The organism is Fictibacillus sp. WQ 8-8 (genome assembly GCF_024494405.1).
Taxonomy (GTDB): domain Bacteria; phylum Bacillota; class Bacilli; order Bacillales; family Fictibacillaceae; genus Fictibacillus_C; species Fictibacillus_C marinisediminis.
This window is the reverse complement of the sequence record NZ_JAMXKG010000008.1, coordinates 108,909-134,847: the sequence shown is the minus strand read 5'-3', so window position 1 is coordinate 134,847 and position 25,939 is coordinate 108,909. Positions and strand designations below refer to the sequence as shown.

At 44.9% G+C, this 25,939-nt stretch carries 16 protein-coding genes and 2 pseudogenes; 13 read left to right on the top strand and 5 right to left on the bottom strand.

The annotated features are described in order from the left end of the window. The first annotated feature begins 79 nt into the window (after positions 1-79). From M1K46_RS18045 to M1K46_RS18030, 4 genes and pseudogenes are all read left to right on the top strand, one after another. On the top strand, positions 80-1,843 hold the full coding sequence (locus M1K46_RS18045) for an ABC transporter ATP-binding protein (protein ID WP_256227122.1): 1,764 nt from the start codon (positions 80-82) through the stop codon (positions 1,841-1,843). Continuing rightward, positions 1,824-3,662 carry an ABC transporter ATP-binding protein gene (locus M1K46_RS18040; RefSeq protein ID WP_256227121.1) on the top strand — a complete coding sequence of 613 codons (1,839 nt, stop codon included), beginning with the start codon at positions 1,824-1,826 and terminating at the stop codon, positions 3,660-3,662. Before M1K46_RS18045 ends, M1K46_RS18040 begins: the two co-directional genes overlap by 20 nt. Before the next feature lie 133 nt (positions 3,663-3,795). Next, complete coding sequence (locus M1K46_RS18035; RefSeq protein ID WP_305585929.1) at positions 3,796-5,256, top strand: NAD-dependent succinate-semialdehyde dehydrogenase; 1,461 nt, start codon at positions 3,796-3,798, stop codon at positions 5,254-5,256. Positions 5,257-5,377: 121 nt separating this feature from the next. Next, a pseudogene (locus tag M1K46_RS18030) lies at positions 5,378-6,778 on the top strand (aldehyde dehydrogenase); the annotation flags it as partial. Between the two features lie 42 nt (positions 6,779-6,820). On the opposite strand, the gene M1K46_RS18025 reads toward M1K46_RS18030, so the two are convergent. Next, on the bottom strand, positions 6,821-6,961 hold the full coding sequence (locus tag M1K46_RS18025) for a hypothetical protein (protein ID WP_175501928.1): 141 nt from the start codon (positions 6,959-6,961) through the stop codon (positions 6,821-6,823). 178 nt (positions 6,962-7,139) lie between these two features. Here M1K46_RS18025 and M1K46_RS18020 point away from each other — a divergent pair, with 178 nt between their 5' ends. Next, positions 7,140-9,083 carry a BglG family transcription antiterminator gene (locus tag M1K46_RS18020; RefSeq protein ID WP_256227120.1) on the top strand — a complete coding sequence of 648 codons (1,944 nt, stop codon included), beginning with the start codon at positions 7,140-7,142 and terminating at the stop codon, positions 9,081-9,083. 28 nt (positions 9,084-9,111) lie between these two features. Here the strand turns inward: M1K46_RS18020 and M1K46_RS18015 are convergent, their stop codons facing one another. Next, a complete protein-coding gene (locus tag M1K46_RS18015; protein ID WP_091007764.1) occupies positions 9,112-9,567 on the bottom strand; it encodes an NUDIX hydrolase in 456 nt (151 codons plus the stop codon). 213 nt (positions 9,568-9,780) lie between these two features. Between M1K46_RS18015 and M1K46_RS18010 the strand changes: the two are divergent. The 5 genes and pseudogenes from M1K46_RS18010 (at position 9,781) to M1K46_RS17990 (ending at position 18,645) form a co-directional block, all read left to right on the top strand. Next, positions 9,781-11,646, top strand: a pseudogene (locus M1K46_RS18010) (fructose-specific PTS transporter subunit EIIC). Positions 11,647-12,022: 376 nt separating this feature from the next. Continuing rightward, complete coding sequence (locus tag M1K46_RS18005; RefSeq protein ID WP_256227119.1) at positions 12,023-14,482, top strand: alpha-amylase family glycosyl hydrolase; 2,460 nt, start codon at positions 12,023-12,025, stop codon at positions 14,480-14,482. A 134-nt stretch (positions 14,483-14,616) separates the two neighbouring features. Beyond that, on the top strand, positions 14,617-15,885 hold the full coding sequence (locus tag M1K46_RS18000; protein ID WP_256227118.1) for a sensor histidine kinase: 1,269 nt from the start codon (positions 14,617-14,619) through the stop codon (positions 15,883-15,885). A gap of 52 nt (positions 15,886-15,937) precedes the next feature. Next, positions 15,938-18,244, top strand: coding sequence for an ATP-dependent DNA helicase (locus M1K46_RS17995; protein WP_256227117.1), 2,307 nt, complete (start codon positions 15,938-15,940; stop codon positions 18,242-18,244). A 2-nt stretch (positions 18,245-18,246) separates the two neighbouring features. Continuing rightward, positions 18,247-18,645, top strand: a complete 399-nt coding sequence (locus M1K46_RS17990; RefSeq protein ID WP_256227116.1) for a DUF3052 family protein — start codon at positions 18,247-18,249, stop codon at positions 18,643-18,645. Positions 18,646-18,689: 44 nt separating this feature from the next. Here M1K46_RS17990 and M1K46_RS17985 read toward each other — a convergent pair whose 3' ends face one another. From M1K46_RS17985 to M1K46_RS17975, 3 genes are all read right to left on the bottom strand, one after another. Beyond that, the gene (locus M1K46_RS17985; protein WP_256227115.1) at positions 18,690-20,369 is read right to left on the bottom strand and encodes a M14 family metallopeptidase; all 1,680 of its coding nucleotides are present in this window, start codon (positions 20,367-20,369) and stop codon (positions 18,690-18,692) included. 228 nt (positions 20,370-20,597) lie between these two features. Further along, positions 20,598-22,025 carry a 4-hydroxyphenylacetate 3-hydroxylase family protein gene (locus M1K46_RS17980; protein ID WP_256227114.1) on the bottom strand — a complete coding sequence of 476 codons (1,428 nt, stop codon included), beginning with the start codon at positions 22,023-22,025 and terminating at the stop codon, positions 20,598-20,600. A gap of 39 nt (positions 22,026-22,064) precedes the next feature. Then, positions 22,065-22,343 carry a hypothetical protein gene (locus tag M1K46_RS17975; protein ID WP_256227113.1) on the bottom strand — a complete coding sequence of 93 codons (279 nt, stop codon included), beginning with the start codon at positions 22,341-22,343 and terminating at the stop codon, positions 22,065-22,067. Positions 22,344-22,695: 352 nt separating this feature from the next. Here M1K46_RS17975 and pheA point away from each other — a divergent pair, with 352 nt between their 5' ends. The 3 genes from pheA (at position 22,696) to M1K46_RS17960 (ending at position 25,897) form a co-directional block, all read left to right on the top strand. Next, complete coding sequence (gene pheA, locus M1K46_RS17970; RefSeq protein WP_256227112.1) at positions 22,696-23,520, top strand: prephenate dehydratase; 825 nt, start codon at positions 22,696-22,698, stop codon at positions 23,518-23,520. Between the two features lie 33 nt (positions 23,521-23,553). Beyond that, positions 23,554-24,528: a DUF1835 domain-containing protein gene (locus tag M1K46_RS17965; protein ID WP_256227111.1), complete on the top strand. Its 975-nt coding sequence runs from the start codon at positions 23,554-23,556 to the stop codon at positions 24,526-24,528. Between the two features lie 196 nt (positions 24,529-24,724). Then, positions 24,725-25,897 carry an endonuclease gene (locus M1K46_RS17960; protein WP_375162216.1) on the top strand — a complete coding sequence of 391 codons (1,173 nt, stop codon included), beginning with the start codon at positions 24,725-24,727 and terminating at the stop codon, positions 25,895-25,897. Positions 25,898-25,939: the final 42 nt, after the last annotated feature.

Below are 25,939 nucleotides of genomic sequence, written 5' to 3'. Positions count from 1 at the left end.
TTCAAATTATTTAATAAATTATCCAGAAAAGGTATGATTAAGTAAGTAAACAATACATATTATTATAATTTTTTTACAGATGGCTCTGGAGGATGATGCAGTCTTGAAAGTCCTGTCGATTTTAAAACCTTACCGATTGCAGGTTGCTGTTGCTTTGTTTTTGATGCTTGTTGAGCTGGCTGTCGAGCTTTTGCAGCCCTTATTGATCGCCAAAATTATTGATAATGGGATATTGAAAAAAGATCTTGAGGTGGTCATGGTGTGGGGAGGAGTCATGGTTGGCATATCGCTTTGCGCGTTTGCAGCCGGTGTAATCAATTCCTTCTATGCTTCGCATGTCAGTCAAAACTACGGATATGATCTCAGGAAGCATTTGTTTACGAAAATTCAAGCGTTCTCATTTGCGAATTTCAACCGGTTTCCTACTACGTCTCTGATCACAAGAATGACCAATGATGTGACCCAGATGCAAAACACGGTGTTTATGAGTTTGCGGGTCATGCTGAGAGCTCCCTTAATGATCATAGGCGGACTCGTCATGTCATTTGTCGTAGACGCGAAATTGGCCATTTTCATAGCAGTGGCTATTCCAATTTTATTTGTATTTTTAATGTGGGTCTTGAAAAAAGGAGGCGTATTGTTCAAGTCTGTTCAAGAAAACCTGGATAAAGTGAATGGCGTCATACGGGAAAACCTTTCAGGTATCCGCATCATTAAAGCTTTCTTAAGAAGCAGGCATGAAGTCAAACGGTTTACCGAAGCCAACAGCAAGCTTAAGAATAATACAGCATTCGCATTGAGGCTGATGGAGTCTACGAATCCGATCCTGCTTCTCGTTATGAATATCGCCATCTTATGTATCCTTTGGTTTGGCAGTGTTCAAGTCAATACGGGAGATGCAAAGGTCGGTGATCTAGTAGCCATCATCAACTACAGCACACGAATCACGTCAACTTTTTCTATTTTTTCGTGGATCATCATGGCTTTTTCAAGAGCAAAGGCATCAGGAAACAGGATTTCTGATGTGCTCAATACCGAGGTGGATCTCGTTAACCATGAAGATTCAGAAATAATCCGTCCTGATTTCAAAGGTGAAATTGAGTTTCAGAAAGTATCCTTTCATTATCCTGGGACGGAAAAACAAGTCCTGGAGCACATTTCATTTAAAGCTGAACCAGGACAGACTGTAGCAGTCATGGGAGCGACAGGGTCCGGAAAGTCGTCGCTGTTTCAGCTGATTCCCCGACTTTATGATGTAGATGAGGGAAAGATTCTGATTGATGGAATGGATATATCACGCATAAAGCTCGAGCATCTAAGAAGTGCGATCGGCCTTGTTCCTCAGGAAGCCCTTCTTTTCACAGGAACCGTAAAGGAGAATATAGCGTGGGGAAAAGAAAACGCCACCGAGGAAGAGATTAGGGCAGCTGCTGAGAATTCCCAGATTGCTGAAACCATAGCGTCTCTGCCAAAACAATATGAAACCAAACTCGGGCAAAAAGGGGTCAATTTATCTGGGGGACAAAAACAGCGTCTTTCCATTGCACGGGCTTTAGTCAGAAAGCCGAAGATTCTGCTGCTTGATGACTGTACAAGTGCTCTTGATTTGAAAACAGAAGGAAAACTCCTCGGTGCACTGAGGAGTTTTCCTTCTACGATCCTGATTATCACCCAAAAGATTGCTACAGCAATGGAAGCGGATAAAATCCTGCTGATTGAAAACGGCAAGCTGCTGATGGAAGGAAAACATGAGGACCTGCTGCTGCGCTCCAGCCTGTATCAGCAAATCTTCGAATCTCAGTTTGGAGAGGAGTCGTTAAAGCATGCTCAAGGGTTTGAATGAACCGTTCCGGCATAAAAGGGCTGTCGTTCAAGAGGTGATGGCGAAGGAAGCCGTACCGAGAAGAAAAAAAGAGAAAGCAAAGGATTGGCGAAGAACACTTCAGCAGATCTGGAGATATCTGGCACGTGAGAAGGGTCGCTTATGGCTCGTCCTCTTCATGGTTGTCCTAAGTTCAATTCTCGGTCTACTTGGCCCTTTTTTGATCGGAAAGGCCATTGACCATTATATTATTACAAAAGAAAACAGCGGCCTTTTAAGGCTTCTTGCCGGTTTACTGGCTATTTATATCCTGAACTCCGGAGCGCTATGGCTTCAGAACTACTGGATGATCGGAATTGCACAGAATACGGTCTTCTCGATGAGGACTCAGCTGTTTCGCCATCTTCACAAATTGCCGATCCCATTCTTCGATCAGCGCCAGTATGGAGAAATCATGAGCCGGGTCATCAATGATATTGAGAATGTAAGCTCCACACTTAACTCTTCGGTCATCCAGATTTTCTCCAGTGTACTGACTCTGTTAGGAACAATTGGATTCATGCTTTGGCTGAGCCCGCTCCTAACTGCGATCACCCTTGTGATTGTGCCGGTTATGTTCCTTGGTATGCGGTGGATCACAAGCCGTACAGGCCGATTATTTAAGGAACAGCAGAGAAACCTTGGGGAACTGAACGGTTATATCGAGGAAACCGTTTCAGGACAGCGGATCGTAAAAGCTTTCTCTCAGGAAGATCGTGTGATTGCTGAGCTTTTGGCGAAAAATGATAAGTTAAAGGAATCAGGGTTTTGGGCACAAACGTATTCAGGTTTCATTCCCAAACTGATGAATGTTTTGAATAACGTCAGCTTTGCTTTAATTGCCGGGGCAGGTGGCGTTTTAGCTTTAAAAGGGATGGTCACGATCGGGACCATCGTAATCTTTGCCGAATACTCGAGGCAGTTTACCCGCCCGCTGAATGATCTTTCCAACCAGTTTAATACGCTCTTATCAGCTGTTGCAGGAGCGGAGCGGGTGTTTGAAGTGCTGGATGAGGAAGAAGAGACGAAAGATGAAGAAGGAAACGAAGATCTGGATGGTGTTCATGGAGAGATTGAATTTAAGGATGTCTCCTTCTCCTATGAAGAAGGAGGCAATACCGTCAATGATATTTCATTTCATGCCTCACCAGGTGAAACGGTCGCCTTGGTCGGTCCGACGGGAGCGGGGAAAACGACGATCATCAATCTTTTGTCCCGTTTTTATGATGCGAACAGCGGAAGCATTCTCGTGGACGGGCGCGAAATCACGGGGATTAAGCGCAAGGCACTTCGGGAGCATATGGGATTTGTGCTGCAGGATCCGTTCCTCTTTGAAGGGACCATTATGGAAAACATCCGTTACGGAAGGTTGGATGCTTCAGATGAGGAAGTCAGGGAAGCAGCAAAGGAGGCGAATGCCCACTCCTTTATTACAAAACTTGCTAATGGGTACGAGACCATGGTTGAACAGGATGGCAGCGGCATCAGCCAGGGGCAGAAGCAGCTGTTAAGCATCGCAAGAGCCATCCTGTCCAATCCTGTCATCCTCGTTTTGGATGAAGCGACGAGCAGCATTGATACCATCACAGAGATGAAAATTCAGGAAGCCTTGCAGCGGCTGATGGAATGCAAGACGAGCTTTATTATCGCCCACAGGCTGAACACCATTCAAAAGGCCGATCAGATCCTCGTGTTAAAAGAAGGAGGAATACTTGAAAGAGGCTCTCACGATGAACTTCTGAAGCAAGAAGGCTTTTACTCCGAGCTTTACCACAGCCAGCTCCAAAGGGAGATCGGCTAGGAAGTTACCATTCAGGTGCCTGGCACTGTAATCCAGTGCCAGGCACCTGTTTATAGTTGTTCGATGCAGGGAATAGAATCGTACTGTTATAAAGTACGGCCAAGGCTGATGGAGTCATTTAGGAGGACACGATATGGAGGCTGATATTGCTGCTTTGGTAAAGACGGAAATGTTCATAGACGGAGAATGGTTAGAGGCGGCAAAGGGAGAACGTCATCCTGTGAGAAACCCAGCGACCGGGGAGCTCATCGCAAGTGTCGCTTTTGGCGGTGAAAGAGACGCAGAGCGTGCGGTTAATGCCGCTGAAAGAGCTTTTCCTCATTGGGCAGCAGAAACAGCGGAAATACGTGCTGACTACTTGAGAACCACCTATAACTTAATTATAGAAGATGCGGACCGGCTGGCAAAAATCCTAACGATGGAAGAAGGGAAGCCGCTTGCCGAGGCGAAACGGGAAGTCCTCTGGGGTGCTGAGTATGTCCTCTGGTATGCTGGGGAAGCAAAGCGAATTTATGGTGAGATCCTTCCTTCTTCTGAACAAAACCAGCGACTTCTTGTTCAGCGGCATCCGGTCGGCATTGTGGCGGCCATTACACCATGGAATTTTCCCTTCTCCATGATTACAAGGAAACTGGCTCCTGCCCTGGCAGCAGGGTGCACGGTGGTTATTAAGCCGTCCCCTGAAACACCGCTGTCGGCCATTGCTCTTTTTGAAATCTTTGAAAAGGCTGGTCTGCCGCATGGTGCAGCCAATCTGGTCATCGGAAATGCAAAGGAAATCAGTGGAGTCTTTGTGAACCATGATAAGGTCAGAAAGATCAGTTTTACAGGATCCGCTCAGATCGGAAAGCAATTCATGGAACAAGCTGCAAAAAAACTGAAGAAGGTTTCTCTCGAGCTTGGGGGACATGCCCCTTTTATCGTATTTGATGATGCAGACATTGATCTTGCGGTTGATGGTTTAATACGAAATAAGTTTCAAAACAATGGTCAGACCTGCACGTGTGCTAACCGTGTATTTGTCCAAAAAACTGTGCTTGACCGATTTACGGTTGTGTTAACTGAAAAAATAAAAGAACTGAAAATCGGAAATGGATTAGAGCAGGGTGTAGAGATCGGGCCGCTCATCCATAGAGCGGCGCTCTCACAGGTACAGATCCAAGTCGAAGATGCCGTACATAAAGGAGCCGAAATTATAGCAGGAGGCAACCCACTTAGGAACGGCGTATACAAAAAAGGGAATTTCTTTGAACCGACAATCCTGTGTGATGTCACACAAGAGATGAAAATCTTCCAGGAAGAAACATTCGGGCCTGTTATTCCCCTCATCCCCTTTGAGACAGAAGACGAAGCTGTCGAACAGGCGAACGAGACGGTCTACGGTTTGGCTGCTTATGTATATACGAAAAATCTTGGAAGGACTATCAGGGTTTCAGATCGACTGGAATTTGGGATGATCGGCATTAACGGAACAAAAGTCGGGTATGTGCAGGCACCGTTTGGCGGTATGAAAGAAAGCGGGATGGGCCGCGAGGGCGGGAAGTACGGTATGGATGAATTTCTGGAGTATAAACTGCTCAATTTTAATTATTAGAAGGTGCCAGGCACGGCAGTGTCAGGCACCTTTTTGGTGTTGACTTTTATTTGGAAAGAAACTATAGTAACCTTGTAGGTTCATATGTTTAAGTTTTTAAACATATGATCATGACAATGGAAAAGGGGTATGTATCATGAAAGAAGCATCAGCAGCAGAAGTTAATCAAATTCTGCAGAATCAAAAATTTTATTTTGCATCCCAGGAAACAAAAAGCATAGAATTCCGTTTGGAACAGCTGAAAAAGCTGAAAGCCGGAGTAAAGATGCATGAACAGAAGATTGTCATGGCTCTTGCACTTGACTTAAATAAATCGGAACTTGAATCATATTCCACAGAAATTGGAATTTTATATAAAGAAATTAATTTTACGATGAAGCGCCTAAGAAAATGGGCGAAGCCGAAAAAAGTACGGACCGCTTTAACACATGCAGGATCAAAAGGTTATATCCTGCCGGAGCCTTATGGTGCGGTGCTGATCATTGCTCCTTGGAACTATCCGTTTCAGCTTGCATTATCTCCGCTTGTCGGTGCGATTGCTGCAGGAAATACGGCTGTTATCAAGCCTTCAGAGCTGACACCGAATGTGTCTGCGCTGATTGCAGATATTTTGCAGGAGCTATATCCATCGTCTTATATCGCAGTGGCAGAAGGTGGAGTATCAACGAGTCAAGCTCTTCTAGATCAGCCATTTGATTACATTTTTTTCACGGGCAGTGTACGGGTTGGAAAAGTTGTCATGGAGGCTGCTTCCAAAAAATTAACTCCCGTCACGCTTGAACTTGGCGGGAAAAGTCCTACGATCGTACATGAAGATGCCAACATCAGGCTTGCGGCGAAACGAATCGTTTTCGGTAAATTTATGAACGCCGGGCAAACGTGTATTGCTCCAGACTATTTGCTTGTCCATACGAATGTAAAAGCTGCACTTATTGAGGCAATGAAGGTGACGATTAAAGAATTTTACGGAGAGCAGCCGATTGAAAACAGCTCTTACTCAAAAATAGTAAATGGTCACCACTATAACAGACTAACGGGTTACTTGAACGACGGAACGATAATTTTCGGCGGAGAAAAATCGGATGACAAAAACAGAATTGCGCCCACCTTGCTTGATGAGGTAAGCCCTGATTCTCCTGTTATGACAGAGGAAATCTTTGGCCCGATTTTTCCGGTTATGGAATATACTTCATTGAATGAGGCGATTACGTTCATCAACTCACGCCCGAAGCCGCTTGCTCTCTATTTGTTTACACAAGACAAGGAAACGGAGCACCAGATTACGGGGCGTGTTTCTTTCGGTGGAGGCTGCATAAATGATGCTCTCATGCATATCGCCACGCCTTACCTTCCGTTCGGCGGTGTTGGAGAAAGCGGGATGGGGAACTACCACGGAAAATACAGCTTTGAAACGTTCTCTCATTCTAAAAGCGTGCTGAAGCAAACAAACCGGTTTGATTTCTCCTTCCGATATCCTTCTGCAAAGAACGGGTTAAAGTTAGTTAAGAAGCTATTAAAATAAGTGGAAGCCGGCATTCTTGAATGCCGGCTTTTTTCGTATAAATCAAAAGAACGTTTTCACTTCTGTTTCTGTATGTTTGCAGTTGGTGCACGTATATTCGAGTTCGAGAGCATCTTCACGAACAATGTGCATCGTTTCCTGATTGCAATGGCTGCAGTGCCTCTTCATTTTTGTTTCTTCCATCCTGAACACATCCTTCCGTTGATATCGTTAAAAATAGTATTCCTCTAACCTTAATTTGTAAAACAAACATAAAACATTGACTTCGGCATCTAAAGACCTAGACTAAGAAGGGAAGTAAATCTTAGGGAATAGGCCATCTTAAGACATAAGACAGAGAATGGCAGGAGCAGGTGATGAAGTGATTGATAGACAAAACAGACTGCTTTCTTTTTTATTAAAAAGCGGGGGAAGCGTGTCAGTAGATGATATTGCCTCCGAACTGGATTGTTCTGAAAAAACAATCCGGAATGACTGTAAGGTTATTGACCAATGGCTGAAGCAGGCATCAGACGTCCGCTTGATAAGAAGACGCGGAGTAGGTGTTTATCTCGAGGGTACAGCCTCTGCAATCTCAAATTTAATGGATATCTCTAAAAAAGAGCAGGCAGCAGACACCGTAATGGCTGACAGAATTAGAAGAATGAGCATCGTGCGCCAGCTCCTTTTAAAAAATAAAGATACGACGCTTCAGGAGCTGGCTGAAAAGTATTACGTCAGCAAAACGGTTGTGAGGCATGATATCAAGCAGATGGAGGATTGGCTTAAGTCGTTCAATCTGGAAATTCAGCTTAAACAAAAGGTTGGTTTGAGGGTGGACGGCAACGAAAAAAACAGGCGTGATGCTTTATCCAGATTGACCGGTATGCTGATTCATGCGGCAGAAGAAGAAAAAAACTTCGTGAACCGGATCTTTGCTCCTCATGAGATTGATTTCGTTAGAAGCAGCCTTAAGAAATTAGAACAGCAGCTTTGCTATTCGTTCACAGATAGTGCGCTTGAAAACTTGATTACTCATATTCTGATTTCAATTAAAAGGGTGAAGACGGGCAGTAAAATTACGATTTCTCCGGATGAGGAGGAGCGGATTAAACAAACGAAAGAATACCCGGCTGTTGGAGCTTTTTTAAAGGATATTGAAAAGGTCATGGCCGTTAAACTCCCTCAGGAGGAAGCCGTCTATATCACGATCCGGGTTCTTGGCACAAAAGTTTATTATCACGCGAAGGACAGGGGAAAACTGGAGAAAGAACTGGCTGGATTTGATGCTGCTGTACTGGAGTTTTCAAAGAAGCTGATCGAGGCCGTTTCTGAGATTACGGATATTGATTTTACGAATGATGAGCTTTTGCTTGCCGGATTGGCAGGCCATCTGCAGACCACGTTCCATCGACTGGATTACGCCTTGCCGTTTTCCAATCCTATGGCAGATGAGATCAAGAAAATGTACATGACGATGTTTGAGATGATTTATTATGCGTTGCCGGTTGTTGAACAAAAGCTGAAAAAATCGCTCCCTGAGGAAGAGATCGCTTATTTGACGCTTCATTTTCAAGCCTCAGTAGAACGGTTCAAGAAAAAAAGCGCTCGTCATCTGAAGGTGCTCGTCATATGTACGATGGGAATCGGCATGTCCCAGCTCATCGTGACCAAACTTGAGCGGAAGCTCCATTCCATTGAGATCGCAGGAACAGCGTCGGTCAGTGAAGCACCTGTTGAAATTAAAGAGAAGAAGCCGGATTTAGTGATCAGCACGGTCCCTTTCTCTTATCAGGATGTGCCAGTGATAGTCGTGTCTCCTCTTATGACCGAAGAGGAGGAGAAAGAAATTGAACATTGGATTCAAAACGGCTCGCAAATCGATACGCATAGCCGCTATCCGATCTTTAAAAAGCTGCTGCATTCAGAGCTGATATCGGTTCATTCCGGTGAGGCAGCCCCTGCAGATATTTTAAAATCAATGGTTCATCAAATGGAGGACCTCGGATTCGTAAGAGACAGCTACAATGAAAGCGTCCTGAAACGAGAAGAACAATCGTCAACGGCTGTGGGAGGCGGTGTGGCGATCCCTCATGGAAACCCGAATCTAGTGAAAGAAGCAGTCATTGGGATGTCGGTTTTTAGAAATCCCGTTAAGTGGGGAAAAGAAAGAGTATCAATCGTATTTTTGCTGGCCATGAGCAATGAAAAAAGATACCTCTTGAAAGACCTTTTCAAGGAGATATCTCATTTGACGGAGAACCCTGCGTTTATTCAAGAAGTGGCCGCGCAAGAATCAGCAGAAGGAATATACGATTTGTTTTAATAGGCAGCTTTCTAGCTGTCTTTTTTTATCAAAATGATCGGTCTCGCATGTAATAGTCGATGACAAGCGGGTCAGGGCCGCCCATCGCTTCGGGAAGATGGTTCAAATCAAAGAAGCGAACATCCTGTACTTCAATCCCGTCAATTACGGTACTACCTTCATAGTCTGTACAGATATAAGCAGCGACAACGTTATATACCTCGTCTCCATGAGGATATTGATAATAAAACTCTTCACCGGAAAACACGTGAAGCAGTTCAAGGCTGCAGGCCGAATATCCTGTTTCTTCAAAGAGCTCTCTTTTCGCCGCATCCTCAAGGGTCTCTCCAGGTTCTAATGAGCCGCCCGGCAAGCCCCATAAACCGTTATCTTTCCGATGCTGAAGCAGCAGCTGTCCCTCAGCATTCAATAAAAGTACACAAGCACCTGTCATAACTATCGGCCGGCTTCCAATCAATTTCCGCAAGTCCATAATATATCCCATGATTTCAGTCCTTTAAAAAGTATTGAGAAAATTTACCGATTCATTACATTCGGCTAAATCATTCGAATTCCTGCAGCAATCATAATTGAAAACGCTTTTATATAATTCGTTTTTGCCGGAACTTACGGTAAATAAAAAATATATTTCCCGTATTTACTGAGCTACAATTGGTTCATAGATATGACAGACTAATGAACAGCGGAGGTACGGAAAATGAAGTTATTAGGAATTACTTCGTGTCCTAATGGGATTGCTCATACGTATATGGCGGCCGAAAGTTTGCGTAAGGGAGCCGAAGCGTTAGGAGTTGAAATAAAGGTAGAAACCCAAGGGTCCATCGGGGTGGAAAATGAATTCACTCCAGAAGAGATCCAGCAGGCGGACGGTATTATTATTGCTGCAGATAAAGCGGTGGATAAGAGCCGGTTTGTTGGAAAAAAAGTACTCGTCACAGGTGTACAGGATGGAATTCATAAAGCACAGGAACTTATCAAACGTTTTGAAACTGGAGATGTGCCGGAGTATAAGGGTGACATGAAGTCCATCAATGAAGTGAAGCAGGAACGTAAAGATAAGCAGAATCCATTTTACCGCCACTTGATGAACGGTGTTTCCTATATGATTCCGTTTGTTGCGGTCGGCGGGCTGCTGATCGCTTTGTCCTTGGCAATCGGAGGACATCCGACGGACAGCGGACTCCAGATTCCGAAAGATTCGGTCTGGAAGCAGATCATGGATGTCGGTTCCGCGGGCTTTACGTTTATGGTGCCGATTCTCGCTGGTTTCATCGCCATGAGTATTGCGGACCGCCCGGGGCTTGCTCCAGGGATGATCGGCGGTTATATCGCAGCTAACGGAAGCTTTTATGGAAGTGAAGCAGGTGCAGGATTCCTTGGAGGCATCTTGGCTGGTTTTGTTGCCGGTTATGTTGCGAAGTGGATCAAGTCCTGGAAGGTTCCGAGGGTCATCCAGCCAATTATGCCAATTCTGGTTATTCCTTTACTTGCTTCACTTGTTGTTGCCAGCTTGTTTATTTTTATAGTAGGTGCACCGATTGCCAGCCTGATGGATTGGCTCACCGCCTTCCTTAATGGCATGCAGGGCGCTTCAAGCATTATCCTCGCACTGATTCTAGGTGCCATGATTTCCTTTGATATGGGCGGCCCGGTGAATAAAGTAGCGTTCCTTTTTGGAGCGAGTATGATCGGACAAGGAAATGTTCATATCATGGGTTCAATTGCGGCAGCGATTTGTGTTCCGCCGCTTGGAATGGGTCTTGCTACATTGCTCAATAAGAAAAAATACGAAAAAGCGGAACAGGAAGCCGGGAAAGCAGCATTGGCAATGGGTCTCGTCGGAATTACAGAAGGTGCTATCCCGTTTGCGGCAAAAGATCCGCTGCGTGTTATTCCAAGTATTATGGCAGGGTCGATGGTCGCTTCTACGATCGCTATGCTCGGCCATGTCGGAAACAACGTACCTCATGGAGGACCGATTGTTGCGGTGCTAGGTGCGATCAGCCATCCGCTCATGTACCTTATCGGCATTATAGCGGGCGTTGCCGTAACAGCGTTCTTGGTTAATACATTAAAGAAAAACGTAGCTTAACAGGGAGTGACAAGCATGAAACTGACAGAGTTGATGAACAAAGACCTGGTTGATGTTGACTTGAAGGGTTCAACAAAAAATGAAGTGATCGACCATATGATTGAGAAGCTGGAACAGTCCGATGCTTTGAAATCCAAGCGTAAGTTTAAAAAAGCGATTGAAAAGCGGGAGAAGGAAGGAAGCACAGGCATTGGTTTTAAGGTGGCGATCCCTCATGGGAAATCAAATGCTGTCACCTCTCCAAGAGTTGCGTTTGGCCTGAGCCGGACTGGTGTAGACTGGAACAGCGTTGATGGAGAAAACGCCCAGTTGGTGTTCATGATTGCCGTGCCGGAAGAAAGTGCAGGAAACGAACATTTAAAAATTTTGCAGATGCTTTCTATCAAACTCATGGATGAAGTATTCAGAAACGAGTTATTGAATGTGCAATCTGTAGATGAAGCGTATCAATTATTAGAGCAGATCGGATAATCAAAAAGCCTGCAGATGTAATTTCGTCTGCAGGCTTTTTTCTTTTTATTAGGCTGTTTTCGTAAACTTTGTTGCTCTTAGGAGTGGTTGATTTCCGTTTCAGGATGCTCGCTTTCCGCGAGGGGTAATGTGAGCACTTTACGCCTGTGGGTCTCACCTGTCCCGCTGCTCCCGCAGGAGTCTCGCACCTTACACTCCATTCAACTTGTCAATGAAGGCTCTTTACAAATATGACCCAAAAACAACAATCTTTTAGAAAACAGCCTTTTATTAAAATAGTTATTGCATAATTCTGTCATCGCGGCTACACTTTTAGTAAAGGTTTATGAAAGCGTTTGCACAAAATTGCACAAACTGCTCAAAAGGAGGAGTCTATTTGAAAAAGGGATTTGGCATATTGATGTCATTGGTGCTGCTTTTAGGGACCGTATTGGTTCAGCTGCCTAAAACGGCTGATGCGAGCAGCTATCAAAAAGTGGTAGTAAGGGGAAGTTTGTCTCCATTGGATTGGGGTTCTGACAATAATCCGCTGACAATGCAGCAGGATGGGACATGGAAGAGCAATCCGATTCCGCTTACCGGAGGCAGCAAGCTTGAGTTTAAGTACGTAAGAGACGATCAGTGGATGGATGGCAGCAATCTGGAGTTTACGCCACCACAGACAGGAAGCTATGTTTTCGTCTTTCATCCGGACGATGAAAGAAAAGTAGATATAAATCTCTTAGAAGGCAAAGGGAAAGTAACACTGAACGTGACGGTTCCAAAATCCACACCCGACTGGGCGAATGTAACCGTTGGGACAAGCTTGAACGGTTATAACTATTCAGTAACCAGCCTGAAAAAGGCGGGAGATCAGAAATATAGCATCCAGCTAACAGGTGAACCCGGCCAATCCTTCTCCTATTATTACGCGCTCGGTGATGAAAAGTATAAAGAGGTAAAAAGTGAACCGCGTAAAGCAGTATTCACCGAAGCGGGCGAGCCGGTGAATGATGAAGTAGAGAAATGGAGCGGTGTGCCGGTTGCGAAGAGCGTAACGCATAACTTTAACTATAAGCCTTTCATTCCGAACCATAAAGAAAATGTAATGGTCAAGACGACAGTAGAGCATTACGGGCAGGTGAATAAAGGCGGAATCTACTTTACAACAGACGGTTCCACCCCTGAAGGGAAAAGGGGCATTGCAAAGAACGGAACTTTTGTCCCAATGTATGCTGTCTCGAAAACAAGTCTTGGAGATGGATTATATAAGTCTGTGCTTAGTGGAACCATTCCAAAACAAAAAGACAGCACAAGGATTAAATACAAGATCGATGTTTGGAATACAGACGGCGAAGGTTCGCAGTTTGCAGACACGAACAGCATTCTGTCTGCTGACGCTACCGAATTCGCCTATTATGTAGATGACTATAAATCTCCTGAATGGGCAAAAAATGCTTCCATCTATCATATTTTTGTAGACCGTTTTATGGATGGAAATCCGATGAACAATGAGCCTGTTGATCCTAACCTTTCCTATGATGAGCGGTTAAAAGGATGGATGGGCGGCGACCTTCAAGGTGTTAAGGATAAAATTGATTACATTAAGGATCTTGGTGTCAACACCATCTGGATTTCGCCGATCTACAAAGGGCCGTATTCACACGGCTATCATCCGGCAGACTTTATGAAGATTGATCCGCGTTTTGGAAACAACAAACTCATGAAGGAAATTATTAAAGAAGCACACAAAAAGGGTATGAAAGTGGTTTATGACCTTGTTACGAACCATACGTCCAACCAGCATCCGTTCTTCCAGGACGCCTTGAAAAATGGAACAAACAGCCCGTATTACAACTGGTACACCTTTACGAAATGGCCGACAGACTATAAAACGTTCTACGGTGTAACAGAACTTCCAGAACTGAACAACGACAATCCTGCAACTCGGAGCTATATGATGAATAAAGTCGTTCCTTTCTGGCTGAACGATCTTGGCTTCGACGGTTTCAGGCTCGATTATGCCAAGGGCCCAAGCTATAGCTTCTGGGTGGATTTCAGGCATACTGTGAAAAAACTTAAGCCGAACGCTTTTATTTATGGAGAAGTTTGGGACAGCCGTGAAAAGATCAACACTTACTCCGGCAAGCTTGACGGCGCTCTGGATTTCCCGATGCAGGGCGCATTGCTTGATGTGTTCGCAAAAGGGCAGTCGATGAATGAACTGAGTGATGCGATCCGCTTGAACCAAAAAACATACAACTCAGAATATGTGATGGGAACGTTCTTGGACAACCATGACATGCCGCGCTTTTTATTCGAGTCCGGCGGTGATGTGAACAAACTGAAACAGGCAGCTGCGGCGCAGTTTACACTTCCAGGAGCACCAATCATCTACTACGGAACTGAGGTTGGCTTATCACAAAGCAAGGATCATAACAAAGTTGACGAGTGGAAGGACCGCTATTTCCGAGAGATGATGCCATGGGATAAAGCGCATCAAAATGCTTCCTTAAAGCAGTATTATAAGAAACTAATTAAACTGAGAAACGATGAACCTGCGCTCCGTACAGGAGAGTATAAAGAGTGGTATTCTGATGATCAAGTCATCATTTATGAAAGAAGCAATAAGCATGACCGCTTCCTTGTTGTTCTGAACAACGGAAGTGAAGAAAAAGTAACACTGAAGAAATCATTTGATGATAAGAATGATCTCGTACTAAAGAATGTATGGAACAAAAAGGATGTTATCCGGCCTGGAAAGAAAGACGATTTGACCATTGTCTCTAAAGCAGGATCTGTTCAGATTTTTGAAGTAGTAAAAGATAAAAAGAGCACAAAGAAAAAGGCATCGTAACTAAGAGACCGTCTCCCTCATTGGGAGCGGTCTTTTTTTAATTTCAGAATAGGACAATTATCTCATTTTTTGGCAGGGTAAAGTAATTTTTTGTCGTAATTAATAGGTAACTAAACTTGTTGGGAGATAAACTGATGCTGATAGAAAAACTCCTTCTACATGTGCTGATTGTTTTGGCTCCAATCTTAAGCTACAGTTTCTTTTTTGAGAAAAAGCAGGTTTCAACATCCCCTTACCTCTTCGGAACCTTGCAAAGTATCTCTGCAACACTTTGTATTCTGTTTGCTTTTTACGAAGGAGACCTCTATTGGGATTTACGGTACGCCCCTCTGGTGCTTGCCTTTCTTTATGGAGGTAGAATAGCAGGCGGAATGGTTTTGGGTACAATTCTAATCGTCAGAGCTGCAATGGGCGGGGATGCAGTGGTGTTTGCATTGGCCGGAGTTGTATTAGCCACGGTTATCCCATTTTTGTTCAGCAAAAAATTCAGTGTCTATCATGCAGGTAAACGGGTGAAGGCAGCAATGTTAATGGGCGTCTGGCCTTCTTTTGTCCAAATTGCGATCCTCATTTCCTATACCTTTTTTTATGGAACAGCAGATGGGGATTTCATGACAACGATATCTCATGTTCTTTCGTTCGGCATCCTTCAGGTGATAGGAGTAGGAACAGCCTCTAAGCTGAATGAGCTGGTCATTGAACGTTCCTTGATGAAGCAGGAGATTGAGAAGGCAGAAAAGCTGAACACGATGGGAGAGCTTGCTGCCTCGATTGCTCATGAAGTGAGAAATCCTCTTACCGTTGTAAAGGGGTTCCTTCAGCTTATGCAACAGGATGATAAAGACAATAACCACCCGTATATTCCGCTCGTGTTAAGCGAATTAGGGCGTGCTGAAGTAATCATCAGCGACTATTTAAATTTTGCCAAACCAGAATTTAAAAAGCTGGAAGATTTCTCCTTGTCACAAGTCCTGTCCGATGTTGTTATGCTTCTCAATGCGCTGGCTCTCAAGCAAGGCGTAGAGCTGAAAAGCGATTTAAAGCCGTCACTTTTTTTGTTCACAGACCGAAATCAGCTGAAGCAGGCGTTCGTTAACATTATTAAAAATGCGATTGAAGCGACACCTTCCGGGGGGACAGTCACTGTCAGTCTTGCACTATCGGGAAATCAGGCATTGATTACCGTAGCGGATACAGGCAAAGGGATGACGGAAGAACAGCTTTCGAGAATCGGTACGCTGTTCTATACGACAAAAGATAAGGGAACAGGGCTGGGAACGACGGTGTCTGTTAGAATCATAGAATCTATGCAAGGCAAAGTTTCTTTCAAAAGCGAAGTCGGAAAGGGCACGGAAGTTACATTGCGGCTGCCGGCTGTGCAAAACGTTCAAATCAGCCTATAGCTCCCTATTTCTGTTACACTTCTCTTAAGAGAACTTATGGAATGGTGATAACATGTTGGACATTGTAAAAGTTTCGGTTCGAGGCCTTGTCGAATACGTATACAGAAGCGGAAGCATCGATTCGCGTTTCCGTACCGCCAGCACGCTGGCGGAAGGTACGAGAGCTCATCAAAAAATACAGCAGACATACGCAGAATCTGATCAGAAAGAAGTGTTTGTTCAGATCGAAATGGTCCAGGACAATCTTTCTTTTCTTATTGAAGGAAGATGCGACGGTCTGCTTTTTTCTGATGATGAGGTAACGATTGATGAAATAAAATCAACGTCTCGTGACTTGAATACCATTGAAGAGGATACCTATCCTGTCCATTGGGCACAGGCGAAGGTTTATGCCTGTATATATGCCTCGGACCACGGACTCAATGCCATACATGTCCAGCTGACATACGTGCAGGTGGAGACCCAGGAAAAGAAGCGGTTTAAAAAAGTATTTTTCCTTGATGAGCTCAAACTTTTTCTTGAGGAAACAGTAAAAGTATACGCACCTTATGCCCAGCTGCTGGTAAGCCACCGGAAAGAACGGGATTACAGTATCAAAGAGCTGCCGTTTCCATTTGACCGGTACCGTGAAGGGCAGAGGAAACTGGCAGGGGCGGTCTACACGACAATCGCCGAAGGTAAAAATCTGTTCGCCCAGGCACCGACAGGAATCGGTAAAACGATGTCGACCACATTTCCTGCAGTTAAAGCCATCGGTGAAGGCCTGATGCAGCGCTTCTTTTATTTGACGGCAAAGACGATCACAAGAGAGGCGGCTGAGGAAGCTTTTTTGCTCATGCAGGAAAAAGGCCTTCGCCTGCACACGGTCACCCTGACTGCCAAGGACAAAATGTGCCTGAAGGATAAGGCAGTCTGCCAAAAAGAGTACTGCGAGTTTGCTGATGGATATTATGATCGTGTAAACGGCGCCGTGCTGGAAATTTTGGCAAACGAAACGGTCATTCACCGCAGAACAATCCAGGAGTATGCGATCAAACACCGGCTTTGCCCGTTCGAGTTTTCCATTGACTTGGCGTATGGTGCCGATGCGGTCATTTGTGATTACAATTATGTATTTGATCCAAGGGTATCTTTAAAGCGTTTCTTTGAAGAGCAGAAAAAGCAAACCGCCTTGCTCGTGGATGAAGCCCACAATCTTGTCGACCGGGGCCGGGAAATGTATTCTGCTGAAATTTACAAGTCGGCTTTTCTGAACGTTTCGCGTGAATATAAAGGCAGCAATGCAGAGCTCCAAAGGGCGGCCAAAACCGTCAATGACTTCGGTCTTTCTATGAAAAAAAGATGCGGTGATGCGAGAAGCCTTGTGATGACCGACAAGCCGGAAGAACTGATAGAGCTTTTGGAAACCTTTATTGTTTCTGCAGAAAAAGAACTGCTGACCCAAAAAGAGGGAGAGGGTCAGCAGCTATTGCTCGATACGTACTTTGCCGCACAAAGCTTTATCCGTATCTCAAAGCTCTATGACCAGCGGTATGTCACATATGCGGAATATGAAAGAAGTGAAGTGAAGATTAAAATGTTTTGCCTCGATCCTTCTGTTCTGCTTCAACAAATGGGCAAAGGTTATCGTTCGAGTATCTTTTTTTCGGCCACCTTTACACCGATCGATTACTACAAGGATATGATCGGCTTTCGTGATGAAGATTACGCACTGGCCATTCCATCGCCATTTGAACGAGAACAGCTTCAAATCTATATCCAGCCGTTATCCACAAGATACCGTGACAGAGAAAAAACAAGAGAGCCGATCGCAGACATGATTTATCAGGTTGTGAGAGAAAATAAAGGAAACTTTCTTGTGTTTTTCCCTTCCTATCAATACATGAACGATGTGTACGAACAGTTTTTGAATGAGGATTTCCCTCTAAAATCAATGGTTCAGTCGACTGGAATGTCAGAAGAGGAGCGGGAACAGTTTTTAAACTCATTTCAGGCAGATACGCAGGAAACACTGATCGGTTTTGCGGTGATGGGCGGCATTTTTTCAGAAGGTGTGGACCTTGTCGGTGACAGGCTTAACGGTGTGATTGTAGTTGGGGTCGGGCTTCCTCAGCTCGGGCTGGAACGAAATATCATTAAGGATTATTTTTCATCCCGAGGGAAAAATGGCTATAATTACTCGTATGTATATCCTGGCATTAATAAGGTGCTGCAGGCTGGGGGCAGACTGATCCGCTCAGAAACCGACCGTGGGACGATCGTTCTTGTTGATGACCGGTTTTTAACCCGGCAGTATCAGGCGCTCCTTCCGTATGAATGGCAGGACTTTACGATTCTAAAACCAGAGAGGACGAACTGACGATGGGTCTTTTGAAAAAATTACAGATTAAAAAAGGCTATTCGGTGGCTGTACTGAACGCGCCAGAAGGTTTTAGCCTCCCGAAAGAAGAGTTTCCTGAAGGGGCAAGGCTTATTGACCGGCCTGAAGGAGAGCTGGATACGATTTTGCTTTTTGCAAAGGATTCAGGAGACCTTAAGCAATTTGCTGCTGATGCGACAAATCACTTGAAGGATGACGGCTTACTCTGGGTAGCCTATCCGAAGAAAAGTTCCAAAATTAAAAGCGATATCAGCCGTGATCAAGGCTGGGATGTGCTAAAGGAAAAAGGTTATGAAGGTGTATCACTTGTCTCTGTTGATGAGAAGTGGTCCGTATTCAGGTTCAGGGAACGAAAATACATTAAGAGCTTAAATAAATAAAAGCTTCAGCATAGCGGATATTCCGCCGTGCTGAAGCTTTTTTGTTATTTCGCATTCAGTTTCCTTTCGCTCAGGTAGCGGTAAATCGGCAGCTCGTCGCCAACATCTGTCGGGATGAAGTTAAAGGTGACATAGCTGTCGACGGATTCAGGTTCCAGTGCAAGCGCAATAAAGTTTGCGTTTGGCTGTCCCATGCTGAAGACATAGCTTCCGGCAGGGAAGGAGCGGACGGTTTCCTTCACATCTGTCGTTACTTCATTCGTATAATGCCCGTTTTCTAAAGTGGTGGAAACTTTTTTACCGGTTACTTTGTATCGTTCCACAGATTTGGAGACAGGTCCTTGCAGCTTCTGAACGTTAACTCCGAGTGTTTCCAGCTTGCGTGCAATGCTGTGGTAAGCCGGAGGCATGATGTAAGCCGTCGGCCTTTCTCTTTCAAGTGTAGGATAAGCATCCGTAGAATCTTCCCATACGATCGGAATGTTTGCTTTTTTTGCTTGAGCAAGATCTACCACTTCAAGCTGCTGATCAGGAACCCTTTTGTTCTCACTTTTTATTACGATCGTATCTTTATCATTGGCTTCCTTGCCCTTGTTGATCACATCCTGGCGTGCGTTCTTGACCGCGGTTTTTATTTTATTGGCATCGGCAGCGGTGGTTTTTATAAAGTTCTCCTGTGCGGTTGCCTGTGCATAGACCCGACGGTTAAAATCAGCACGGCCAATATTGATGCCACGGGTCTCAATCAGATAGGTGAGCGTGTTCTTTAAACCAAGAGCGTTTCTGCCGATGCGGGTTTCTGTGCTTCCTTCGGTTGCTACAAGCTGGCCGTCATCATCCGTATCAAGGGTGTAATAGTCATGATGAGACAATTTCCTTTGATCGAGCACCTGTTTGACCTTGTTAAGAACTAAGTTGTCGGATGTTTTTCTCAGCTGCTTCGGTATATTCAAGTTTTTTGCTGAGGATATCAGCAGGTCATAAGACGAAACAGAGCCCTGCTCTCCAAATTTTTTGAACAGAGGTGAGTTTACTGTATACTCATGGGCATCCAGGACAACATCAGGCTTATATTCGTTGACCGCTTTATGTACCGCTTGTACTTCTGGATATTCTACTTTCATATAATCACGGTTTGCGTCAAGATTAGTGGCAATCTGCCGTTTGAAATAGTAGGAGCCATCCGGGTTAACACGAGGTACGATTGCTACATTTACTTTGTCCAGAACATTCCCCATCTTGCCTTGGGCAAGCTTCTGAGCGGTGACGAGAACTGATTCACCGGCTGCGGGTTCGTTTCCGTGAATTTGTCCTTGAATCCAGATTAGCGGTTTCTTTTTGTTGTTTTTTATTTTGTCAGGATTTTCTTTGCTGAAGAGCAGGATAGGCAGATCACGCCCCTCCAGGGATTTGCCGATGCTTTTTAACGTCACAAGCTTATTTTTGTGGTCGAGCTTCTTAATAAAGGCGAGCATTTCTTCCTGGGAAGTAAAGGGGAGTCGTCCCTTTTCAAAGGCAGGAGTTGAGAAGTGTTCAGCTGGCTTTGGAAAGAGATACGAGATGCTGCTGGGCTGAACATAGCTTGGGCCGTATCCGTAATAAGGCGTGAATTTCTCTGTTTCATCAGCAGCTGCCGCTTTTGGCAGAGCGTCTGAAGAGGAATAGAGCCCAGCTGCAAGCGTCATAGCCAGGAAAAAAGAGGTGGAACGAAGAACATTTTTCATAATAACCTCCTGTAATTAATTATTTGATTATTCAATAAATAACATACATAAAAGCGTGAATGATAATGATTCGTGCTTCTGAAATGGAAAACAGGAGATATCTACCAATTCAGCAGATGGAAATTGCGCATAGCTGAGTGGTTGGACCTATGACTTGTCACATGCAACGGTGCCAGGCACCGCAATTACACAAGTATGTAACGGCGGTGCCTGGCACCAACAAAAAAACTATTGTAAATATTTTTGAATTCTTTCTTGGAGGCGCTGTTTGTCATATGTGCTGTATTGGACAGCGATGTTGCGGATCGGGTCACCTGCGTAGAAGCGTTCATACAGCTCATGTCTTGAACCGAGCGGGCTACCAACGAGATCCCATGCCAGCTTGAAGAGTTTCGTTTTCTTCTCAGCATCCACAGTGGCTCCTACTAAATATTTTTGCAGCAGGGAAGAGAGGGGACCCTGAAAATCCTGAAGGCTCGAAGGCAACTGGATGAATCCTCCGGCTCCGATGAGCTGCAGAATCTCAAGGGCACGGGGATAGTATATGGGCCCGAGGTTTCTGGCGGTTTGGATATAGGTGAAGTTAGGGACGAACGTATTGTATGGATTTAAGCTTCCTTCTCTTTCTGAAGCGATAACTAATGCCCGAATGGTTTCTACCTGCATGATGAGCCCTCCGAGTTTCTCTTGGACATGCAGATAGCCGTCCGCTCCGATTGCCTCCGCGATTTCAAAACCTATAGCAGTAACAAACTCCAGCTTGTTTAATAGACGGACGATCGCCTGATGATAGGCCAGGCTGTTTGAAACGGGATCTGTATTAATCTTTGCGATGGCTTCAGGATTATCATAGAGCAGCACGCGCTCCCACGGTACAAACACGTTGTCAAAAAGCAGCAGGGCATCCATTTCGTCGTAACTTGCACTTAGCGGCGCATCTGCCTTGTTGAGCGGAGTGGCCGCATAGGATTCACGGCAGACCAGGTGCAGACCTGGGGAATGGGCGGCTACGATCAGCATATGGGCCAAAGGTTTATGCTCTTCTTTTAGATGTCCGACCGGATAAACAATGATGTCATTAGAATAAGGGGAGGCTGTACCAATCATTTTGGCACCGCTTAAAAAAACACCGTCGCTTGTCTTTTTAGTGATCCGAAGCAAGCCAAGATCTTCTATATTTTTGAGCTGTGAATCCGACCGGTTAATCTGCGGATCCCTCTGTACCAAACTTAAGAAAAGATGGCGGTCTCTTGCTTCTTCATAATAAGAACGGATCTTATCAGGGAAGGCTTTATTAAGCGCTCTGTAATCTTCCCTGGAAGCATACCAGCCTGTTAATCTCGATCGTGCATAATCGGACAGCCGGCTCATTACACCATCTGTAGATTGGCTCCATATTTCAAATGCGGTTCTCCGCTTTAGCAGGTCCTCATAGGATTCAGGGACATAGAAGGCCGAATGAACGTATTCCATTGTTTTAGGGCTTAAATAGCCCACCTTGTCCCTGAGCTTGGGATCACCGAACATGGCAAACAGTTCAGAAATGGCAGCCAGCGTCCCCGTGAAATTTTCGTCCTTTGTGATATCGATCTTTTTGCCGTCCAGCCATACGTTCCGGCCATCCTGCAAACTTTTAATGAACGGGTCTTTTTGCAAAGCATGATACTCTCCTTTGTGTTTAATAGGTTCAGCTTTTTATAAAGGGGAAACAATTCCTCCTCCCAGAGGCGGGGTATAGACATGGAATGTAACAACGGGAGAATCGGTAGGGTTGTACATCATATGAAAGGTGTCTCCTTCAATTGTAAAAAAATCCCCTTCTGAAATTTCCTCTAAGCCTTTATAAACAGGCTCAGCATCAGCGGATTCAAATGTGTATAAAAAATTGATCAAGCTGCCTTCTACAGCTAAGATGCATCCTTGTGATGTTCCATAATCATGGATGAGTGTTCTGGCCATGCTTGGCAGCATCAAAACAATAACTTCTACATGCTCGGACCTGTAGATCACGTTCCGGCCATATTCTAAATTCTTGGGTTCAGTAACAAAATCTGAGATCTTTTCGATCGTAACCTGCAGGGATTGCACCACTTGTACGAGGTGAATAACTCCATCATGTATACGGCTTTATCATTCCTATTAACCTTATGAATATCGTTAACTTTATAAAATATAGTATTAATAAAAGATAGAGATGTTCCGGCTGGAGAGCAAAATGGACAACATCCTATTCTTTATGCAGCTCCTATGGTTATTCTTTTTATGGCATGGTATAATCCTCAGAAAAGTTTCAGTAAGAGAAACGGCAAAAGAGGAGTTTTTGAACATGAAAGTGGCATATTTAGGACCTCATGGCACATTTTCAGAGGAAGCGGCTCACCGGTATTTTAGTGGACAAGAAATCGAATGGCATATGTGCGATTCAGTTCCTGAAGTGCTCGAAGCGGTGGGTGAGGGAATGGCTGATAAGGGGATTGCCCCAATTGAAAATGCAATTGAAGGAACCATTACGATGACTGTCGACAGCCTTCTTGTGCATGACCTTTATATCGATGGAGAAGCCATACTGCCAGTATCGCTTCATCTTCTCGCTGCTTCCGAGACACGCCTGGAAGACATTAAAGAGGTATGGTCGATTCCTCCGGCTCTTGCTCAGTGCAGGCAGTATCTCAGGGGATTAAAAGTAAAGAGCCGCCATTTTGACAGTACGGCTTCTGCTGCCGAGGCTATCAGGAATACCGATCGCCGCGATGTTGCTGCTGTAGCGTCCGAGTATGCGGGTAATCTGTTTGGCTTACAGCCGGTTAAGCGTAATATTGAGGAAAGCTTTGAGAACCAGACCAGGTTCGTTATCGTTTCAAAGGATAAAACACCCTCAGAAAACGCTCGAAAAACGATGCTGCAAGTCATACCGAGCGATGAATATACAGGGGTGCTTTCTGCGATCCTCAATGTTTTTTCGGCTTTGAATATTAACTTGACCTGGATCGAATCACGCCCAACAAAAAAGAAGCTGGGAACCTATCAATTTTTCCTTGAAGCGGGGCTGGGTGCTGTCCACCCGTCCATCGAAAAAGCGATTGCCGTCCTGCAGACCTATGGCCACGAAGTGAACGTATTAGGGAGTTTTACCGCAACAAAACTGGACTAAAAACGGAAACCACTTTGAGACAAGGGGGATTTCATGAAGGTTCATATTGTGAATGGAGATATAACTGGAAACAAGCTTCAAGATCTCGATGGAGAAGTGATTGTCTGGCGGGAGATGTATGATTTGGGTCCGGCAGCAGCAGATATGGATAGAAAAAGGATCAAGTCCAGAGCTGAATTCTTTGAGAAAAAGATGGGGATCCCGTCTGAGATCTTTCTTAAGAACTGCACGCTGCAGGAAAACCGGCTCCGTGCTCTGCCTAAGGACGCTGAGATTACACTTTGGTTTGAACATGACCGATACGACCAAACCATGCTTCTGTACTTGCTGAAATCTTTAGGGTCACATGAATTTAACAACCTGAATATGGTGACAGCCGATTCCTATCCGGGAATTGAGCCGTTCTTTGGGCTTGGCCAGCTTTCCGAATTACAGCTTATCGGCCTTTTAGAGCATCGGATTTCTATTAGGCGGGAGCAGGTTATGGAAGGAGCTGCAGGATGGAACGCCTATGCATCACCAAATCCCCGTGATCTTGAAGAGTGGCTCAAATGTGCTGAGTGCAGTCTGCCTTTTGCCAAAAGAGCCTTGTGGCATCATCTTGAATATTATCCTTCCGTAAAAAATGGTTTGAATCAGGTGGAAGAGCTGGCTTTCCAGTACCTGTATGACGGCATCACTTCGTTTCATGAACTGTTTCAAAAGGTCAGTGCCAAGCGTACGGATGACGGACTGAGTGACTTTCATTTTTCGGCCTTGCTGGATCAGCTGCAAAAAGGTCCGGTACCGCTTCTTAAAATGACAGAAGGATCATTACCGCACTATAATACCGAACCAGAGGATGCTGCTATCGAGCTAACGTATGAAGGAATTGAGGTCCTCATGGAAAGAGAAGACCGTTTTGATTACACTTCGGCTGATTGGTGGCTTGGCGGTGTTTACAACCATCGAGGAAAATGGCGCTGGAACGGAGAAAAATTAATAAATACGGAAGAGAGGCAGGGGTAATCCTGTCTTTTTTGCGGACATTGGAACAGCTGTACACCCTCATTTTTTACTACAAAATACTAAAAGATAAACCCTTCTTTGGTAACTGTGTGAATGTTTTACATTTCTGTAAGATGGAATTAACACATGCCTTTTAAGATCAAACTATATTCATTGTGCATCAGGGATGAAAAATATGGATGCGGGAGGGTTTATTATGAGAGGAAATCCGGTAAAAAGCTTCAAGCTGGTCTTTCTGTTTTCACTTGTTTTAACAATGGTGATTGGCAGTTTCGCATTTCTTCCATCTCTCAAGGCATCAGGAGACGGTTCGGCTTCATCACCGTACACTGTTTCACAGGCCATCTCCAATCAAAACAGCAGTTTAAAAACGATTCAGGGTTACATAACAGGCCAGCCGACAGCCGCAGCAACCGTAGTTACCAGCCATTATCCCAACGATTATGCGGTTGCACTGGCTGATACAGCAGGGGAAACTGACACTTCCAAAATGGTTTATGTGCAGATTCCAACTGACTACCGTCCGCAATATGGGCTGAAGTCCCATCCAGCCCTAAAAGGAACACTGGTTAAAGTAACAGGCAATTTAACGTCTTATTTCTCGCACGCGGGCATCAAAAATGTAACCAACATGACAAATGGAAGCGGAGGTGGTACTCCATCGGATCCGCCGGCTTCCGATACAGGCTCTTATTATGATAATGCCCAGGGAAAAACAGGGGCAGCGCTAAAAAGTGCGCTTCATAACATTATTGATGATCATACTGAGCTCTCCTATGATGCTGTTTGGGATGCTCTCCGCCATACGGATGAAGATCCGAACAACAAGAATGATGTTATCTTGTTGTACACCGGCCGTTCACAGAGCAAGACTGCGAACGGATCAGGCGTCAACGACTGGAACAGGGAGCATGTTTGGGCAAAATCCCACGGTGATTTTGGAACAGCAATGGGTCCAGGAACAGATTTACATCATTTGCGCCCGGCTGATGTTTCAGTGAACAGTGCTCGAGGGAACCTTGATTTTGATAACGGCGGTACTGAGAATTCTGAAGCAAAAGGCAATTACTCGGACAGTGATTCATGGGAACCGCGTGATGCGGTTAAAGGCGATGTTGCCCGTATGATCTTCTATATGGCGGTCCGTTACGAAGGAGACAGCGGCGAACCTGATCTCGAGATGAACAACAGCGTCAGCAATGGTTCAGCGCCTTATATCGGAAAAATGTCGGTACTCCTGCAGTGGAGCCAGCAGGACCCGGTCGACAGCTTCGAGCGCCACCGTAACGATGTGATCTACAATGACTATCAGCACAATCGGAATCCATTTATAGATCACCCGGAATACGCGGCAGCCATCTGGCGATAAATCATTGGGAATAGCAAGTGTGATATTAAAAAGAGCCTGCTG

Bases quoted from the DNA above. Each gene is read 5' to 3' on its own strand.
- M1K46_RS18045 (WP_256227122.1), top strand. From the start codon at position 80: ATGGCTCTGGAGGATGATGCAGTCTTGAAAGTCCTGTCGATTTTAAAA.
- M1K46_RS17960 (WP_375162216.1), top strand. From the start codon at position 24,725: ATGAGAGGAAATCCGGTAAAAAGCTTCAAGCTGGTCTTTCTGTTTTCA.
- M1K46_RS17985 (WP_256227115.1), bottom strand. From the start codon at position 20,369: ATGAAAAATGTTCTTCGTTCCACCTCTTTTTTCCTGGCTATGACGCTT.
- M1K46_RS18035 (WP_305585929.1), top strand. From the start codon at position 3,796: ATGGAGGCTGATATTGCTGCTTTGGTAAAGACGGAAATGTTCATAGAC.
- M1K46_RS17995 (WP_256227117.1), top strand. From the start codon at position 15,938: ATGTTGGACATTGTAAAAGTTTCGGTTCGAGGCCTTGTCGAATACGTA.
- M1K46_RS18025 (WP_175501928.1), bottom strand. From the start codon at position 6,961: ATGGAAGAAACAAAAATGAAGAGGCACTGCAGCCATTGCAATCAGGAA.
- pheA (WP_256227112.1), top strand. From the start codon at position 22,696: ATGAAAGTGGCATATTTAGGACCTCATGGCACATTTTCAGAGGAAGCG.
- M1K46_RS17965 (WP_256227111.1), top strand. From the start codon at position 23,554: ATGAAGGTTCATATTGTGAATGGAGATATAACTGGAAACAAGCTTCAA.
- M1K46_RS18000 (WP_256227118.1), top strand. From the start codon at position 14,617: ATGCTGATAGAAAAACTCCTTCTACATGTGCTGATTGTTTTGGCTCCA.
- M1K46_RS18040 (WP_256227121.1), top strand. From the start codon at position 1,824: ATGCTCAAGGGTTTGAATGAACCGTTCCGGCATAAAAGGGCTGTCGTT.
- M1K46_RS18015 (WP_091007764.1), bottom strand. From the start codon at position 9,567: ATGGGATATATTATGGACTTGCGGAAATTGATTGGAAGCCGGCCGATA.
- M1K46_RS17990 (WP_256227116.1), top strand. From the start codon at position 18,247: ATGGGTCTTTTGAAAAAATTACAGATTAAAAAAGGCTATTCGGTGGCT.